This window comes from Alteromonas sp. S005 (assembly GCF_036864475.1).
Taxonomy (GTDB): domain Bacteria; phylum Pseudomonadota; class Gammaproteobacteria; order Enterobacterales; family Alteromonadaceae; genus Alteromonas.
In genome coordinates this window covers 15,616-32,236 of record NZ_JAZETN010000018.1, presented here as the reverse complement: position 1 = coordinate 32,236, position 16,621 = coordinate 15,616, and the positions used below count along the sequence as shown (strand labels likewise).

The 16,621-nt window shown below is 45.6% G+C and carries 16 protein-coding genes; 8 read left to right on the top strand and 8 right to left on the bottom strand.

Annotation, left to right across the window (positions count from 1 at the left end; genetic code table 11):
- Positions 1 to 423: 423 nt before the first annotated feature.
- Both V7R55_RS17195 and V7R55_RS17190 read right to left on the bottom strand, forming a co-directional pair.
- Positions 424 to 1,710: a DUF445 domain-containing protein gene (locus V7R55_RS17195; protein WP_334060477.1), complete on the bottom strand. Its 1,287-nt coding sequence runs from the start codon at positions 1,708 to 1,710 to the stop codon at positions 424 to 426.
- Positions 1,711 to 1,722: 12 nt separating this feature from the next.
- Positions 1,723 to 2,217 (bottom strand): arsenate reductase family protein, encoded by a 495-nt coding sequence (locus V7R55_RS17190; RefSeq protein ID WP_334060476.1) that lies wholly within the window; start codon positions 2,215 to 2,217, stop codon positions 1,723 to 1,725.
- A gap of 520 nt (positions 2,218 to 2,737) precedes the next feature.
- Between V7R55_RS17190 and V7R55_RS17185 the strand changes: the two genes are divergently transcribed.
- Positions 2,738 to 3,409 carry a hypothetical protein gene (locus V7R55_RS17185; RefSeq protein ID WP_334060475.1) on the top strand — a complete coding sequence of 224 codons (672 nt, stop codon included), beginning with the start codon at positions 2,738 to 2,740 and terminating at the stop codon, positions 3,407 to 3,409.
- A 41-nt stretch (positions 3,410 to 3,450) separates the two neighbouring features.
- Positions 3,451 to 4,014: a sugar O-acetyltransferase gene (locus tag V7R55_RS17180; protein WP_334060474.1), complete on the top strand. Its 564-nt coding sequence runs from the start codon at positions 3,451 to 3,453 to the stop codon at positions 4,012 to 4,014.
- A gap of 222 nt (positions 4,015 to 4,236) precedes the next feature.
- Here V7R55_RS17180 and dkgB read toward each other — a convergent pair whose 3' ends face one another.
- The 6 genes from dkgB to V7R55_RS17150 form a co-directional block, all read right to left on the bottom strand.
- Positions 4,237 to 5,040 (bottom strand): 2,5-didehydrogluconate reductase DkgB, encoded by an 804-nt coding sequence (gene dkgB, locus V7R55_RS17175; RefSeq protein ID WP_334060473.1) that lies wholly within the window; start codon positions 5,038 to 5,040, stop codon positions 4,237 to 4,239.
- Between the two features lie 214 nt (positions 5,041 to 5,254).
- Entirely contained in the window at positions 5,255 to 6,151 is an 897-nt protein-coding gene (gene rluB / locus V7R55_RS17170) for a 23S rRNA pseudouridine(2605) synthase RluB (RefSeq protein WP_334060472.1), read from the bottom strand.
- Positions 6,152 to 6,191: 40 nt separating this feature from the next.
- Positions 6,192 to 6,785, bottom strand: coding sequence for an SMC-Scp complex subunit ScpB (scpB, locus tag V7R55_RS17165; protein WP_061485340.1), 594 nt, complete (start codon positions 6,783 to 6,785; stop codon positions 6,192 to 6,194).
- Complete coding sequence (locus V7R55_RS17160; protein ID WP_334060471.1) at positions 6,772 to 7,635, bottom strand: segregation and condensation protein A; 864 nt, start codon at positions 7,633 to 7,635, stop codon at positions 6,772 to 6,774. Before V7R55_RS17160 ends, scpB begins: the two co-directional genes overlap by 14 nt.
- Positions 7,636 to 7,858: 223 nt before the next feature.
- On the bottom strand, positions 7,859 to 8,479 hold the full coding sequence (locus V7R55_RS17155) for an L-threonylcarbamoyladenylate synthase (RefSeq protein ID WP_014948946.1): 621 nt from the start codon (positions 8,477 to 8,479) through the stop codon (positions 7,859 to 7,861).
- Between the two features lie 200 nt (positions 8,480 to 8,679).
- A complete protein-coding gene (locus tag V7R55_RS17150) occupies positions 8,680 to 9,537 on the bottom strand; it encodes a PHP domain-containing protein (protein ID WP_334060470.1) in 858 nt (285 codons plus the stop codon).
- A gap of 278 nt (positions 9,538 to 9,815) precedes the next feature.
- Between V7R55_RS17150 and V7R55_RS17145 the strand changes: the two genes are divergently transcribed.
- The 6 genes from V7R55_RS17145 to trpA are packed head-to-tail and all read left to right on the top strand — an operon-like array spanning position 9,816 to position 16,618.
- Positions 9,816 to 11,552, top strand: a complete 1,737-nt coding sequence (locus V7R55_RS17145) for an anthranilate synthase component 1 (protein WP_334060469.1) — start codon at positions 9,816 to 9,818, stop codon at positions 11,550 to 11,552.
- The gene (locus V7R55_RS17140) at positions 11,549 to 12,181 is read left to right on the top strand and encodes an aminodeoxychorismate/anthranilate synthase component II (RefSeq protein WP_334060468.1); all 633 of its coding nucleotides are present in this window, start codon (positions 11,549 to 11,551) and stop codon (positions 12,179 to 12,181) included. Before V7R55_RS17145 ends, V7R55_RS17140 begins: the two co-directional genes overlap by 4 nt.
- Positions 12,174 to 13,205 carry an anthranilate phosphoribosyltransferase gene (gene trpD, locus V7R55_RS17135; protein ID WP_334060467.1) on the top strand — a complete coding sequence of 344 codons (1,032 nt, stop codon included), beginning with the start codon at positions 12,174 to 12,176 and terminating at the stop codon, positions 13,203 to 13,205. The genes V7R55_RS17140 and trpD overlap by 8 nt, the downstream gene beginning before the upstream one ends.
- Complete coding sequence (gene trpCF / locus V7R55_RS17130) at positions 13,198 to 14,607, top strand: bifunctional indole-3-glycerol-phosphate synthase TrpC/phosphoribosylanthranilate isomerase TrpF (RefSeq protein WP_334060466.1); 1,410 nt, start codon at positions 13,198 to 13,200, stop codon at positions 14,605 to 14,607. Before trpD ends, trpCF begins: the two co-directional genes overlap by 8 nt.
- Positions 14,608 to 14,627: 20 nt before the next feature.
- Positions 14,628 to 15,809 carry a tryptophan synthase subunit beta gene (trpB, locus tag V7R55_RS17125; RefSeq protein WP_014976090.1) on the top strand — a complete coding sequence of 394 codons (1,182 nt, stop codon included), beginning with the start codon at positions 14,628 to 14,630 and terminating at the stop codon, positions 15,807 to 15,809.
- Positions 15,809 to 16,618, top strand: a complete 810-nt coding sequence (trpA, locus tag V7R55_RS17120) for a tryptophan synthase subunit alpha (protein WP_334060465.1) — start codon at positions 15,809 to 15,811, stop codon at positions 16,616 to 16,618. Before trpB ends, trpA begins: the two co-directional genes overlap by 1 nt.
- Positions 16,619 to 16,621: the final 3 nt, after the last annotated feature.

Genomic DNA, 16,621 nt, shown 5'->3' with positions numbered 1-16,621 from the left:
GTTTGAATATTGTTTTGATTGAATGATTTTCTGAACGGCTCAGCTCACAATTAGTGAGAGCGCGAAGGGAGTTAAGAGAGAGTAAGCTGAGAAATATTTCGAATACAACAATGCCATGAGGACAACGTTGCGTTACTTCCTTATAAAATATGTTCATCCTTGAAGATAGCCTTTTTTTAATTACTTTGAATGTAACTAAAACAACTATCAATTTTCGCCGTAGAAGGGCTTGCGACAACTAAACGTAATACCTACTGCACCACGCACCAATATTGATTATTTAGCGTTTCGCCTTGGTAGCATAAACCATACCCACATTAAATAGCGTATATTTTTCATACAACTATAACTTTCACAATGCTGTCTACTTTTTGAACTGTAAATAATTTCGACACCTCTAAGAATAAATCCAATTCATTTGTATCAGAGGCCCAGCAGCGTCTCTACACCAAACAATATTGCACCTATCAACCCGCCTACAATCGTGCCATTTATACGTACTTTTTGAAGATCGCGACCGATATTTAGCTCCACCTGAACAGCCATTTCACGTTCATCCCAGCTATTAATGGTATCGCGTATGTGACGGGTTAGAAATTCAGCCAACTCAGGCGCCATATATTTTGCTGCTTCACCAATATGCTTATTAAACGCTTTTGCCAACTCGCTGTCTTGCGTTAACGTTGTGCCCAAATCTTTCAGAAGACCCGACACTTTAGTTTCTGCTTTGCCATTTTGCTCTTCAAGCGACCTTAAAAGCCATTGATGGAATTTGGCCCATGATTGCTGAACATAGGTATTTAACGCAGGGTCATTGATGATTTTTTCACGGTAGCTGTTTACCTTTTTCTCCATTAACGGGCTGTGCTGTAGCTCGTATAAAAACTCATGCACCTGCTCGTCGAACGCATGGCGAATAGGATGGTGCTCATCCTCGTATATATCTTCTAAAATACTTGAAACCGCTTTAACGGCAATGAGTGCCCCCTGCTCGCTTAGCCAACTAGACGGCAATAACTTTTCAATACGGCTATATTCTGTTTTTAACCAGACCACTAAGGTATCTGCTATGTAGATTTGTGTTTCTGGCTCTGCGAGCAGTTTGGCTAATTTTCCTAATACCCTATCAAGCACTACCTGATGCTGACGCTCTTTCGTAACGGCGCTTAACGAGGTTGCCATCAATTGTCTAAGATCAAGTTGGTTAATGCCCTTCTGTGCGGTTTTAGCGATAAACGCTTTCACAGGTTTGTCATCGAGTACACGCAGAACGCCTGCGAAAGCATCGCATAGAAAGCGACTTAAACGGGCAGCGTTTCTATCCTGTGACAACCACCTTCCCGCGCCCTTAGCAGGGTCGCTGTCCCGAATTAGCTTTTCTATTGCTTCGGGATGAAAGAACTTTTCCTTAACGAACAATGACAGGTTATTAGCAATAACAGACTTGTTACTAGCCACGATATTGGTGTGAGGAATGGGGTACTTCGCTGGAATTGGCTTAAATAATGCCGTCACTGCAAACCAGTCAGCTAGACCACCAATAAGTGCCGCCTCACTCGCCATCTTAATAAGCCCTAACCACCATGCACTCTGCAGGTTTGGGTAAAACTTGGGTAGTAATACTGTAAAGACAAATACACCTGCGGCAAAAATCAAACAGGCCAATGCAAGCCTTTTAGCCTTATTCAATTGCGTGTACTTGTCCTGCATAAACTACTCCGTTTAAATTACTCGTTTACCATCTTGGTCTATAAGTGGTGTTCCGTCTTCTTTAGCCAAAGGGCCTTGTGGCCATACAGGTAAAATATCTAAAACAGCTTCACTTGGCCGGCAAAGTTTTACTGTTTCTTTCAATCTACTAGAAACAGTCTTGGCGTCATCGACTAGTTCGATAGATGAGGCCGACTTTTCGTATTCACCTTTGGAAATGCAAACAATAGGCCGATTCACTAAAATGGGGTGTTTCAACATCAATTCAAAAATAGTTTCGTTACTCACTGTCTCATCAAGTAACCCTAGTTCAGCAGCTGGCGACTTTGTTGTGCGAAGTGCCTGTCGAGGGTTAAGGTTAGCTGCATTTAACAAATAAGTTAGTTGTTCACGTTCCCACCCAATATGTAAATACTCAATAACCTGCACCTCATACCCAGCAGCCTTGATCACCGCCAGTACATTCCTAGACGTGCCGCACTCTGGGTTGTGATAAATCTTTATCATCGCCACCTAACCTCGCTAAAAAGTAAAAACCACATATACCAACATACTATTAAAATTTGAGGACAGACACTCGCATAGGTTAAAACCTCGCCTGTACTCGTGGACACACACTCAAATTGCTACCTGTACTTCTTGGACACACACTGAAAAAAGCAGCTTGTAACCAAAAAGTGTATTCACATTGAGTGTCTGTCCATTTCTCTAATTCATTTCTTTTATTAATTTCTTTTAAGCGAGTGTCTGTCCCCTTCTGAGCTCCCTTCTGAGCTTAGGGCCATGTGGTACAGGATGGTCAAATTCGCCATCCGGTGGCAGATGAAACTATAAAATTAGTCATTACACCATTGAGGCAGTCTTCCCCCTTTGGCATATCAAACTAACCTTTTGATTTAAAATGTTTTTTAAGAGTGGCATGATACGTGATATGTATTTTATAAATGCACAACAAAATTTGTGTTTGATATCAATACCGTCAAAGCGTGTTATTAAGTATTTATAAAACAATCAAGGATATAAGAATATGAAAAAGTCTATTATTGCTAGTGCAGCTATGTTGCTTTCAGCCTCTTTGCTAACTGGCTGCGTAATCCATGTTGGCGACGCTAGTGCATTAGAAGGCAGCGATTTCAGTTCTATTCTAGGCAATATTGACATAGCTGAAGGGAAGCACGCTGGCGATATTTCATCTGTTAATGGCAATGTGGAAATTAGCGATCATGGTGGCGCGGATGAAGTCAGCATCGTTAACGGAAACCTTGAAATGGGTAGCCATGTGTCTGTCCGAAATATCGACATTGTAAATGGCGATGTAAATGCAGATTCACACCTCAATGTGCTTAAGGGTATAGAGACCGTGAATGGAAATGTTACGCTTCCTACTCAAAGTACAATTGGCGGTAGCGTTGAAACAGTGAATGGAGACATAACAGCCGTTGATACAACCATTGAAAAACACATCAAAACACTCAACGGCGATATTACTTTATCTGGCTCTTCTCACGTTTTAGGCGATATCGTATATAAGGAAAGTGAAAGCTCGTGGGGCAAGAAATCAGACAACAAACCTACCCTATCGATTAGTGCATCGGTTACTGTAGACGGCAATATTGTTCTGCACCGCCCTGTTAACCTAGACATTGAAAGTGACGAGTTAAAACAAAAAGTCGTTGTAAGCTACGATGGTGCGCAGTAACGTATTGGCTCCAATATCCAAGCCTAACGTTTCGGAATGACATGACTGAACAAGAAAAGATGCTTGCTGGCGATTTATACTTCCCTTCAGACAAAGCGTTGACGGCGTTGCGAAAGCAATGCCGTATACAATTAGACGAGCTCAACGCGACTTGTCAAAGCGACCACAAAAAGCGTACAAGACTATTGAAGGAGCTGTTTGGTAGTACTGGAAAAAGGCTTTACATCGAGTCTTCATTCAAATGCGACTACGGCGAAAATATCCACGTAGGCGAGAATTTTTTCGCTAACTTCAATTGTGTGATTTTAGATGCAGCGAAGGTCACGATAGGTGATAACTGCATGATTGCGCCTCAAGTCGGTTTGTACACCGCTACGCACCCATTAGATCCTGTGCAAAGGGCAACCGGCATCGAGTTCGCCAAGCCTATAACTATTGGCGACAATTGCTGGATTGGAGGCATGGCGGTGATAAACCCTGGTGTGACATTGGGTGACAATGTGGTTGTGGCCTCTGGCGCGGTGGTAACTAAGTCTTTTAGGGACAATGTGGTCATTGGTGGTAACCCTGCCAAAGTCATCAAAGAAATAGAGCAAGCCGAATAGAGCATGTGATGTTTTCGGTATCACATGCCTTAAAAAACACCTCTACACGAGTCCATACCAAGTCACATCTATCGATTTAATCTGAACCGGTAATTCAAAGACTCTTCAAGGGCCGCCATTAGTACCTCAAAGGCGGCCCTCACTTTAGCCTAGTACACAGAGCTAGGTAAAATTAAACGCTATCCCGTTAGTAGTCTAAAGATAAACGCGCTCTATAAATCGTTAATCCCAGTCTGGAGCAAAATCTGGGCTTACAATTCGGTCACCGTTATCTAGATCATCAATAAGCTCGAGCTCTGAATCAGTTAGATGTGCACCACCGTAAGCTAAATTCTCCGCCAAATGTACTTTACTGGTTGATGAAGGAATGGCGTGAATGTGGCGTTTCTCCATCCACGCCAATATCACTTGCGCCGGCGTCGCATTGTGGTTTTGCGCTATTCGCAATAAGTTTTCATCCTTCATAACTTTGCCTACAGCAAATGGCATATATGCGGTCGCTTTTATGCCTTTTCCCTTACACGCTTCAACAACTTTCTTATTTTGCATGAAAGGATGGATTTCAATTTGGTTAGTGTAAATTTCGCCTTTACCAAGAATTTTTTCGGCCTTATCTAACAAATCAATAGTGAAATTAGACACCCCAATATGACGAGTAAGCCCAAGCTCTTTCGCCTTGGCAAGATTGCCTAAGTAACTTTCTAGTGAAATATCGTTACCTGGATATGGCCAATGAATAAGAAGCAAATCAACATATTCTAGCTTTAGCTTTTCTAAGCTTTCGTGAACGCTTGGTATAAAGTGATCGTCTCCCAAAGATTCATACCACACCTTGGTGGTGACAAACAGTTCGCTTCTATCAAGGCCGCTGGTTTTTATGGCATCGCCAACTTGTGCTTCGTTGTCATAAATTTGTGCGGTGTCAATGTGTCTGAAACCAACCTCTAGCGCTTTACTGACTGATTCACGGGCCTCGTCACCCTTTAATCGAAACGTTCCCATTCCTAACTGAGGCATATCTTTCATAACAATCTCCTATTCCGTGTGGCCTTTGCTACTTGATGTAGCAGATTCATACGTTCCTACGCCATCGTTTGGAAAGAAGATCGCAACACGCTAATTGATTAGTAGCATTAATTTACCCACTCTGATTGTTAGTAGGTTTGTATTTTATGCTGGCATAAAAAAGCCGCTAGCATTTGCTCGCGGCCTTGAGTATTCAAATAGATATAGTTGGATATTACTTACGTTTAGCGGGGCGCCCAGCTCGTTTATTCAAACCTTGTTGCTTACGCACTTTATGCTTTTTAACCGAGCGACGCATGCGACTTAAACGCGCGTGGTCAAGTTTACCCTGGCGTACATTAACCATAGTTTGCGTTTCATCCGGCAGTTGAACATGACTACGGAGGGCGTTCACGTCTTCTAACCCAAGTTCTACCCATGCACCTTGCGGTAAACGCTTTTGCAGTTCGATTGGGCCATATTTAACACGGATCAAACGGCTTACCTGCACGCCTTGCGATTCCCAAAGACGACGTACTTCGCGGTTACGTCCTTCTTTCAAAGTCACGTTGTACCAACGGTTCATGCTTTCATCTTCAGCATGCTGCGGCGTAGGCGCACCTGAAATTGTCAGGAATTTTGCTTCGCCGTCTTCTAGTTCTACCCCTTTTTGCAGGGTATGAAGCGTTTTTCCAGTAACTTCGCCGAACACACGCACTGCGTACTCGCGTTCTACTTCACATTTTGGGTGCATTAAGCGGTTGGCTAGTTCACCATCGTTGGTGAATAACAGCAGGCCACTGGTATTCATGTCTAGACGACCAACGGTGATCCAACGTCCTAATCGAATAGCGGGAAGACGGTCAAATACCGTATCGCGCCCCTCAGGGTCGTGACGGCTGCACAATTCACCTTCAGGCTTGTTGTACATCAACACACGGCAGACAGGCTGTTCTGTCTGACGAGATAACAAATGACCATCTACACGAATTTGCGCAGTATGATCGACTCTATCTCCTAATGTCGCTTTTGTACCATTAACCGATACTCGGCCTTCTTCAATCCAACGTTCCATTTCTCGTCGCGAGCCTAGCCCTTGGTTAGCTAGCACTTTTTGCAACTTTTCAGTCATGGTTTTTCACTCTTTAATTGCTTGTTTACGGTCGCACGGTCTATTCTGACGGTGCCTCATTTAACACCTTAAGCGGCGAGTCTGATGCAACGCTTTCTGCCATATTTTCAAAAGCGTCGGCATTGGGCAAATCGCTCAACGACGTCATCGAAAAATAGTCTAAAAAGCCTTTGGTAGTTGCGTAAAGCGCTGGTCGCCCAGGCACTTCTTTGTGTCCTACTACCTTTACCCAGTCTCGTTCTGTGAGTGTCTTTATAATATTACTGCTTACCGCCACGCCCCTTACCTGCTCTATTTCTCCGCGGGTTATAGGTTGCCGATAAGCAATGAGTGCCAAGGTTTCGAGCATTGCTCTAGAATACTTTGGCGCATTTTCCTGCCACAATTTGCTTAACCACGGGCTTAACGCATCTAACGACTGAAAGCGATAGCCACTTGCTACTTCCACCAGTTGAATGCCCCTTGGCTGATAATCTAACTTTAGCTCGTTAAGCACCTTACTCAAGGTTCTATCAGCGACGGTAAACTCATTAAGTACCGTTTCTTTTAAATGCTGCTTTGAAATAGGCTTATCAGCAACAAATATTGCTGCCTCAACCAATTGTTTAAGCTGCGCCGTGTTAATTTTCTTCATGGGCACCTAATTTTACATGAATTTTTGCATAAGGACCTGCCTGAATGCATAAAATTAGCTGTTCTTTTACTAATTCTAAAATTGCTAAGAAGCAAACCACTACACCAGCCTTACCTTCCTCAACCGTAAATAGGCGTTCAAGCGGCGTATACTCTGTTGTTGTGAGTAACGACAAGATGAGCGACATGCGCTCTCGCGTGCTCAGTGCTTCCCTAGCAATAGTATGATGTTCAAACGCTTCAGCGCGCTTCATGGCCGCGCTGAACGCCAATACAATTTCAGCTAAAGACACGTCGGGCTCAATACGAATTGGCGCCACATTCTCACTTAGTTCAACGTGAGTGGTGAAAATATCCCGTTCAAGTCTAGGCTGAATATCTAAATCTTCTGCTGCTTGCTTTACTAGCTCGTATTCTTTTAATCGGCGAATAAGCTCTGCGCGAGGGTCTTCTTCTTCGTCGGAATCGTCACTGCGTTTAGGCAGTAGAAGTCTGGACTTAATTTCTGCCAATATGGCTGCCATCAGCAAGTACTCTGCCGCCAGCTCTAATTTTAGCGACATCATGGCATCCACATATTCCATATACTGCTTGGTTACGTCAGCTATGGGTAATGTGGTGATATCAAACTTTTGTTTTCTAATCAGATAAAGCAGTAAGTCGAGAGGCCCTTCGAAGGTTTCTAATATAACCTCTAGCGCATCGGGGGGAATGAAGAGATCTTCAGGTTTTTCAATCAGCGCTTCGCCATTAATAAACGCAAGTGGCAACGGCTGCTGAACAGGTGTCGCAAGCCCCTTCTCAACGGAGGCCTCATTATCGTTATTATTTTCTTCAACAAGCTCTGACACAGTTCCACAACCGTTTTTACGCGCTAACAAAGCGGCGATTATTGATATTATTATTTACGCGTTCACGCGAGAGACTGCAGCGCTTCGCTGTACAGCGAAGCGCTATAGGCCCTCGCGACATAGCTTACGGCTTCCTACTATAGCTTTCACCTGCAACTAGCAAAAGAAGCTATTTAAAATGGTCTATTTACAACAATCTGTTCAAAAAACAGGAAAATGAAAGTTACTCAAAGGGAGACGGATCGCCCGTGCCATGTCGCACAATGACTGGCGTGTCTTCCGACAAATCAACCACGGTAGTGGGCTGCTCACCAATGTAACCACCGTGAATAATAAGTCCTACTTGCTTTTCTAGGTTGTCGCGAATGACATCTGGGTCTGATTCAGCCATGGTGTTACCTGGCAAAATCAAAGACGTAGACATCAACGGCTCGCCCAGCTCTTCCAATAATGCAAGTGCAATGGCGTTATCGGGCACACGAATACCTATGGTTTTACGTTTAGGATTTTGCAAACGCTTTGGTACTTCGCGGGTCGCTTTCAACACGAAGGTGTAACGCCCTGGTGTGTTGTTCTTAATTTGTCTGAACGCCGTGTTGTCTACTTTTGCGTAAATTGATAGCTCAGACATGTCTCGGCACATTAAGGTAAAGTTGTGATCTTTATCGATTTGACGAATACGACACAACTGCTCAAGCGCCTTTTTGTCTTCCATTTGGCAACCTATGGCGTAGCCTGAGTCTGTCGGATAGACCACCACTGCTCCCTCTCGAATTAACTCACAAGCCTGACTAATTAGGCGCTTTTGCGGGTTGTCGGGGTGCACATAGAAAAATTGACTCATAATTACTTCCTTTTCTTAAACGCGCAGAACGATACTACTTTGCCTACGGGGTAAGTGTCTGTCCACTTATTAAGCTTGCTTTTGGGCTTTTTACTTAACAACTCTCGGCAAATTAATTAGCAATATCGCTCATCAATCGCACGTGAACCATTTGCGTTACATCACCCATTCATACCGTGAGCGTAGCAAATTAGATTTTCCTAGCTTTCAGCCATCTGCCCTTCAAATTGTTTCCAATTATGCCATACAGGAGTGAGCTTACTGCTAATGCCTAAATTTTTGCCCAGCTCAGTCCAACGAGACGGAAAGTGAAAATCAGAGCCCGCCGATGCTAACAACTCATGGGTTTGTGCAAGCTCATTAATAAGCTCTTGTTTGGTTTTATTGATACCTGGAAATGCGGTTTCAATGGCGTCGCCACCTGCTTGTTCGAACAAGGCCACCAAGCGCCGTAGCCACTTCGCTGTCATATCATAATGAGCAGGATGAGCCAGTACAGCTTGTCCACCTGCATCGTGTATCCACTCGATAGCCGTTTCGATGCTTGGCCACTCTGCTTTAACTGCAGCTCGTTTGCCTTTGCCAAGATACTTTTTAAACGCGGCGTCCATACTTGGCACACCGTAGTTGTTTACTAATACGCGCGCAAAGTGCGCCCGTGTCACTTGGCCAACGCCCGCTAGCGCTTTTGCTCGCGTTAGAACACCTTCAAACCCACACTTTTCGAGCTTATCAGCAATTTTTTCAGCTCGGGCTTCTCGGGTTTGAGACTGGCCTTGCAGCCGCTCAAGAAACGTTGGGCAGTGTCTGTCCACATTTAATCCAACTATATGGATATCGAAACTGTGCCATGTGGTGGAAATTTCAACACCATCAATTATAGTGAGTGCTCGTTTTTGTTTTGCTTGAGTAGCGTGCGCTTCTTCTAAACCGGCTACGGTATCGTGGTCGGTAACGGCAAGCGCATCCACCTGCATGGTGTGCGCGCGAAGGATTAATTCTTCTGGGGTTAAGTGGCCATCAGAGAATTTTGTATGACTATGTAGATCTATTTTCAATGTCTTATGCAAATTTTAGGTTGACACAAAGGGCAATTTGTTTTCTTCTATACACACAAAGTATACGTACTAACGGCTTCAAATCCTATTGAAGTTTGTAGAAACAACGAGTAATTCATGCATTCATACGACATTTCGACAGCAATGACAATTGCAGCTTGGTGGTGGCACTCCCTAACTTAACGGGCGGTGTGCACTGTAGTGCGTGAATGAATACACATAAAGGCCCGTTTATACGGGCCTTTTTTTTGTCTTTTTGCAGTTGGAGAGTAGCAAAAATGAGTTTAGCGGAACTGGGGATTTCTCCAGGTAAGGTAGAGACAATTGAGCAGGTGGGACACTATGTCGATGATCCACTTGCCGCGTTTGCCCACCTTTGTGGCAATAAAAATAACGCATTGCTTTTAGAGTCGGCAGAAATTGATTCTAAAGACGATTTACAAAGCTTGTTAATGGTTGACGCAGCACTGCGCATGGAATGCCGGGGCAACCGCGTTGAAGTAAAAGCACTGACAGGTAACGGCGCTTCAGTGTTACCTTTATTTGTTGACCACGCCCCTGACGGCCTACACATCAAAGAAAGGACAGACACTTCAATCACCTTGATGTGTGATGAAGCTGACGGTGAACTTGACGAAGACAGTCGCTTAAAAGCCGCAAGCGTAATGGACGCGCTTCGCATTGTTATCAATAAGATAACGCCAATCCGCCAACATCCCCACGCGGTTTTCTTAGGCGGTGTATTTGCCTACGACATGCTAGCAGGCTTTGAAAAATTACCCGATGTTGCAGAAGGTGAAAATGACTGTCCAGACTTTGTGTTTTACTTGGCAGAGACCTTAATTACCGTTGACCACCAAACCCGCGAGACACATTTAATTGGCAGTGTTTTTAGCGGACAAGACGTTGCCCAGCAATACTTTGCCATTGCTCAGCGCTTAGAAGCAATTCATCAGCAGCTACACGATATGCCCGCTGAGCCAGTGCTAGTCGGTGCAAATACAGCAAAGATTGCTGATGTAGAACGTGAAGCACAAAGCGGACAGTCACTCGTTTCCGACTCAGAAAGCCCAAACGAAACCGAAAGCGGACAGTCACTTTCTTCTTTTGACCCAAGCGTTGAAGTGAGTGTTGATTTAAGTGATGAACAGTTTTGCAACCATGTGCTGGACTTAAAACAGCACATTTTAGCTGGCGACATTTTTCAGGTTGTGCCCTCGCGTACATTCTCTCTCCCCTGCCCGTCGCCCCTACTTGCTTACGCTAAACTTAAAGAATCAAACCCAAGCCCTTACATGTTTTACATGCAAGATGCCGCTTTCAGCATATTTGGTGCCTCTCCTGAATCAGCGCTTAAATACGAAAGAGAGAGCAATCAGGTAGAGATTTACCCGATTGCTGGTACCCGTCCACGCGGCAAGCGCCCTGATGGCAGTATCGACAGAGATTTAGACAGCCGTATTGAGCTTAACCTTCGCGAAGACACAAAAGAAAAGTCTGAGCACATTATGCTGGTTGACCTTGCCCGAAACGATGTGGCAAAGGTGAGTCGCCCAGGTACGCGCTATGTGAAAGACTTGCTAAAAGTTGACCGTTACTCTCACGTGATGCACTTGGTGTCGCGCGTGGTTGGCCAGCTACGTGACGACTTAGATCCACTGCACGCTTATCAAGCCTGCATGAACATGGGCACACTAGTGGGCGCACCAAAAGTAAGCGCAGCGACGTTAATTCGCGAAGTAGAGAAAAAACGCCGCGGCAGTTATGGCGGCGCGGTTGGCTACTTGAATGGTCAAGGCGATATGGACACCTGTATCGTCATTCGCTCAGCGTTTGTGAAAAACGGCACGGCTTATATTCAAGCTGGTGCAGGCGTAGTATATGACTCGGTTCCACAAGCTGAAGCTGACGAAACCCGCGCTAAGGCGCAAGCGGTAATTGGTGCAGTAAAAGCAGCGCTACAAGAAGAAGCTGAAAGTATTAACGTTGCATTAAATGAAGGAGGCAACGCATGAATCAGCAAGTGACCACCCTATTTTTGCTCGATAACGTAGACTCATTTACCTACAACCTTGTGGACGAACTGCGCACCTTAAACCTAGACATTAAGGTCTATCGCAACACGGTTTCAGCAAATACTCTGTTTGAAAGAATGCAGGAACAAGCAACGAAAGGCCCAGTGCTTCTTATGTTGTCACCAGGTCCAGGCGCACCAAGTGAAGCCGGCTGTATGCCTGAGCTACTTAAAAAGGTACACGGCGTGTTCCCCGTAATTGGTATTTGCTTAGGCCATCAAGCTATTGTTGAGCATTACGGCGGCACCGTAGGTCGCGCCAGCCAAGTTATGCACGGCAAGTCTTCTGCTATTACCCATTCTGAAGATGCTATGTTCAAAGGCTTACAGCAGCCCTTACATGTAGCACGCTACCACTCTTTAGTGGCACATTCATTGCCTGAAAACCTTACTGTTTGCGCATCTACAATAAACGATGACGGCAGTGAGGCCGTAATGGCAGTTTACAATAGCGAAGATCGCATGTTGGGTTTCCAATTTCACCCAGAATCTATTTTAACAGCCCACGGCAGTTTGCTGTTAAAGCAAAGTATTGACTATTTAACGTTACAGGGAGCGAACCATGCTTAACGCAGGCCCTCTACTAGAACAAATTATGTTGCGAGAATCACTGTCGCAAACCGAGGCATACAGCTTGTTTAACAGCATCATGCACGGTGAGCAAAGCGAGGTGATGATTGCTTCAGTGCTGACTGCGCTGAAAATGAAAAAAGAATCTCCCAGCGAAATTGCGGGTGCAGCGAGTGCCATGGTTGCAAATGCATTGCCTTTTCCCTCTCCCTCTTATGAGTTTGCAGATATCGTTGGTACAGGCGGCGATGGCCACAATACCATTAATATTTCCAGCGCTGCCGGCGTTGTTGCTGCATCTTGTGGCGTGAAGGTGGCGAAACACGGTAATCGCAGTGTATCGAGTAAGTCTGGCTCTGCTGATTTGTTTCGCCAGTTTGGTCTTAATTTAGAAATAAGCCCAGAAACTTCCCGCAAGTGCTTAGATGAAGCAAATTTCACATTTCTTTTTGCACCGGTTTATCACGCCGGTATGCGCCACGCAGCCCCCGTGCGCGCTGCGATGAAGACCAGAACCTTGTTTAATATACTGGGGCCGCTGGCAAACCCGGCGGGTCCAACTCATGGCGTTTTCGGCGTATACTCCCCCGAACTGCTTGAACCTTACGCAAAAACCCTTATGCTGCTTGGCCAACACCGCGCAATGATAGTGCATGGCGATGGCTTGGATGAACTGGCGCTTCACGGCGAATCAATGATTTACGACCTTGAGCATGGCGATATTCGCAAGCTTACCGTTACCGCTGAAGACTTCGGTTTACCGCATTATCCTCTTTCTGCGATTGAGGGCGGTGAACCTGAAGAAAACAAACAATTTGTTGAAGCAGCGCTAAACGGCGAAGGTAAAGAGGCGCACCGTGCCGCTATCGCTATGAACTGCGGGGCACTGTTGAAAGTAACCGGTAAAGCCTCAACCTTCAAAGAAGGGGCTGAAATGGCGATGAACGCTATGGCCGAAGGGTTACCCATGCAGTTATTAACGAAGGTTGCCAAAATTACTCAGGAGGTAAGCACGAATGGCTAATGTGCTTGAGAAAATTGTTGCAGACAAACGAGAAGAAGTGGCCGCACGCAAAGATGCACTGCCGCTAGAAGGCTTCAAGGCGAATCTAGTTCCTTCCGAGAAGAGTTTATTTGCCGCACTTAGTGAGCCAAACGCAGGCTTTATCTTCGAATGCAAAAAAGCATCGCCTTCAAAAGGCCTTATTCGAGAGCATTTCGATTTAGACGAGATCTTAGCGGCTTACACGCCTTATGCTGCCGGTATTTCTGTGCTGACAGACGAGAAGTACTTCCAAGGTAAATTTGAGTACTTAGCTTATGTTACTGAGCGTGTTGCGCAGCCTGTGCTTAACAAAGATTTCTTCGTTGATACCTATCAAGTGTATCTAGCCCGTCACTATAATGCCGACGCAGTGCTATTAATGCTTAGTGTGCTAAATGATGACGAATATCGCGAGTTGGCAAGCGTTGCCAATGCTCTGTCATTAGACATTCTTACCGAAGTAAGTAATGAAGAAGAAATGGAGCGCGCTATTGCCCTTGAAGCCAATATCATTGGTATCAACAATCGCAACTTACGCGACCTTTCTACCGATTTAGCCACAACCGAACGCCTTGTGCCCATGCTTGAAAAAGCCACGCACGATTACGTGGTTATTTCAGAGTCGGGCATATACACACACCAAGACGTGCTTCGTTTAGCGCCTGTATCCCAAGGCTTTTTGGTGGGCAGTGCGTTAATGGCAGAGTCTGACCTACCGCGCGCAGTAAAAACGTTAGTGAATGGCGCAGTTAAAGTGTGTGGACTTACCACCCCCGAACAAGCGCAAATGGCGTTTGATAAAGGTGCTAGCTTTGGCGGGCTTATCTTCGCTGAAAAATCGCCACGCTGTGTGAGCGAAGCACAGGCTTTGACTATAACGCAGAGCGTTGACGGTGCTTTTGTTGGTGTGTTCGTTAATCACGACATTGATGAAGTGGCATCACTCGCCGCCTCGCTCAACCTTTTTGCCGTACAGCTTCACGGCAGCGAAGATGACACCTACATTTCAGCGCTTGCTGCCAAGCTTCCAGAAGGTTGTGAAATTTGGAAAGTCGAAGGCGTTGAAGCAACATCTTCTGACGCACTACCAGACGCAGTGGACAGACACTTAAAAAATAGCCTTGTAAGCCGCGTTCTTCTGGATTGCCAAGTAGGCGATGCAAAAGGCGGTACGGGCGAAGCGTTCAACTGGCAGCTATTAAACGATATCGAAGCGAAGCATAAGTTAGTGCTCGCTGGTGGTATCAACGCCCAGAACGTTGCAGATGCTATTGCAACCGGCAGTGGTGCTATTGACGTGAATTCAGGTGTAGAAACCGCACCCGGCGTGAAAAGCGAAGAAAAACTCGATGCGCTTTTTGCCATTTGCCGCCGTTACTAATTTAAAAATAGGACAACGTAATGAACCAGTTAGATACAAAATTTGGTGAATTTGGTGGCATGTACGTGCCCGAGCTACTTATTCCGGCGCTAGACCAGCTGGAAAAAGCATTTTTGGATGCCAAGGACGACCCGACATTTAACGAAGAGTTTTTATCTCTGTTAAAAGACTATGCCGGTCGCCCCACATCAATGACGTTAACTCGCAATCTAGTAAGCAACCCAAAGGTAAAATTATACCTAAAGCGTGAAGACTTGCTTCACGGCGGCGCACACAAAACTAACCAGGTGTTGGGCCAAGCGCTACTTACCAAGCGCATGGGTAAAAAAGAAGTTATCGCCGAAACAGGAGCAGGCCAACACGGTGTTGCAACCGCGTTAGCATGTGCATTATTGGGGCTAAAAGCACGTATTTATATGGGTGCGAAAGATGTTGAGCGTCAAGCGCCAAACGTGTTCCGAATGAAGCTTATGGGCGCAGAGGTTATTCCTGTGAATGCCGGTTCTGGTACGCTTAAAGATGCCGTAAACGAAGCCATGCGCGACTGGTCAGCAAACTATGATAAAGCGCACTATTTGTTAGGCACAGCTGCGGGTCCTCACCCGTTCCCTACCATTGTTCGTGAATATCACCGCATGATTGGTGAAGAGACTCGTGCACAAATTATGGAAAAAGAAGGTCGCTTACCTGACGCCGTAGTAGCATGTGTCGGCGGAGGCTCAAATGCTATCGGTATGTTTGCAGACTTTATTGATGAGCCATCTGTGCGCCTAGTTGGCGTTGAGCCTGCGGGTAAAGGTGTGCACACCAAAGAGCACGGCGCAACTATCGTGACGGGTACAAAAGGTATTCTTCATGGCGCTTACACCTTCATTATGCAAGACAAAGAAGGCCAGATTGAAGAGAGCTACTCAGTATCTGCTGGTCTGGACTACCCTGCTGTTGGCCCTCAGCATGCTTACCTTCACGATATTGGCCGAGCGGAATACGTGGCCGCTACCGACGAAGAAGCGCTGAACGCATTTCAATTGCTTGCAAGGAAAGAAGGTATTATTCCTGCCCTTGAATCGTCGCATGCCTTAGCGCACGCGCTTAATATGGCAGATGAAGCGGAAGAAGAGACTATCATCGTAGTTAACTTATCAGGTCGTGGCGACAAAGATTTAGCGCACGTTATCAACATTTTAGGGGACGATTTATAATGGATAGATATGCAGAAATGTTTGCAGGCCTTGATGAGAAAAACCAGGGCGCATTCGTACCTTTCGTTATGGTAGGCGACCCCGATTTAGCGCAATCTGAAGCTATTATTTGTAAGTTGATCGAAAGCGGGGCAGATGCACTAGAGCTGGGTATTCCTTACTCTGATCCCATTGCTGATGGCCCGACTATCCAAGCCTCAGCTATTCGTGCTCTAGAAAGCAAAGTAACGGTAGCAGATTGCTTGGGCGTAATTTCACGGGTTCGCGCAAAGTATCCAGATGTGCCTATCGGCTTGCTACTGTACAGCAACTTAGTAATGGCCCAAGGCATCGAAAACTTTTACTCCAAAGCGCAAGACGCGGGCGTTGACTCAATTTTGGTTGCTGACGTTCCTATTCGCGAGGCGGCACCTTTCCAAAAAGCAGCCGAAGCCACTGGCATTTCTCAGATTTTGATTGCACCACCTAATGCTACTGACGAAACCATGGAAAAAATCGGGGAATACTCAAAAGGCTACACGTATTTGCTAGGTCGTGCGGGCGTTACTGGCGCAGAAACTGCTGCAAACGTGCCTGCTTCAGAGCTTATTGAGCGCTTGAATAAACACAAAGCAGCACCAGCATTGTTAGGTTTTGGTATTTCTACACCTGAACAGGTTAAATCTGCTGTTGACGCAGGTGCCGCTGGCGCAATTTCAGGCTCGGCGACAGTGAATATTATCGCTGCCAATTTATCGGACAGTCACAAAATGCTAAGCGAGCTCGGCAGCTTTGTTGAAAGCATGAAAGCAGCTACGGCAAAAGGGTAAACG

What these genes read in the sequence shown, in the direction of transcription:
- V7R55_RS17195 (WP_334060477.1), bottom strand. Translation starts at nt 1,710, where the DNA reads ATGCAGGACAAGTACACGCAATTGAATAAGGCTAAAAGGCTTGCATTG.
- V7R55_RS17180 (WP_334060474.1), top strand. Translation starts at nt 3,451, where the DNA reads ATGACTGAACAAGAAAAGATGCTTGCTGGCGATTTATACTTCCCTTCA.
- trpB (WP_014976090.1), top strand. Translation starts at nt 14,628, where the DNA reads ATGAACCAGTTAGATACAAAATTTGGTGAATTTGGTGGCATGTACGTG.
- dkgB (WP_334060473.1), bottom strand. Translation starts at nt 5,040, where the DNA reads ATGAAAGATATGCCTCAGTTAGGAATGGGAACGTTTCGATTAAAGGGT.
- trpD (WP_334060467.1), top strand. Translation starts at nt 12,174, where the DNA reads ATGCTTAACGCAGGCCCTCTACTAGAACAAATTATGTTGCGAGAATCA.
- V7R55_RS17185 (WP_334060475.1), top strand. Translation starts at nt 2,738, where the DNA reads ATGAAAAAGTCTATTATTGCTAGTGCAGCTATGTTGCTTTCAGCCTCT.
- rluB (WP_334060472.1), bottom strand. Translation starts at nt 6,151, where the DNA reads ATGACTGAAAAGTTGCAAAAAGTGCTAGCTAACCAAGGGCTAGGCTCG.
- trpA (WP_334060465.1), top strand. Translation starts at nt 15,809, where the DNA reads ATGGATAGATATGCAGAAATGTTTGCAGGCCTTGATGAGAAAAACCAG.
- scpB (WP_061485340.1), bottom strand. Translation starts at nt 6,785, where the DNA reads ATGAAGAAAATTAACACGGCGCAGCTTAAACAATTGGTTGAGGCAGCA.
- V7R55_RS17155 (WP_014948946.1), bottom strand. Translation starts at nt 8,479, where the DNA reads ATGAGTCAATTTTTCTATGTGCACCCCGACAACCCGCAAAAGCGCCTA.
- V7R55_RS17190 (WP_334060476.1), bottom strand. Translation starts at nt 2,217, where the DNA reads ATGATAAAGATTTATCACAACCCAGAGTGCGGCACGTCTAGGAATGTA.
- V7R55_RS17145 (WP_334060469.1), top strand. Translation starts at nt 9,816, where the DNA reads ATGAGTTTAGCGGAACTGGGGATTTCTCCAGGTAAGGTAGAGACAATT.
- V7R55_RS17140 (WP_334060468.1), top strand. Translation starts at nt 11,549, where the DNA reads ATGAATCAGCAAGTGACCACCCTATTTTTGCTCGATAACGTAGACTCA.
- trpCF (WP_334060466.1), top strand. Translation starts at nt 13,198, where the DNA reads ATGGCTAATGTGCTTGAGAAAATTGTTGCAGACAAACGAGAAGAAGTG.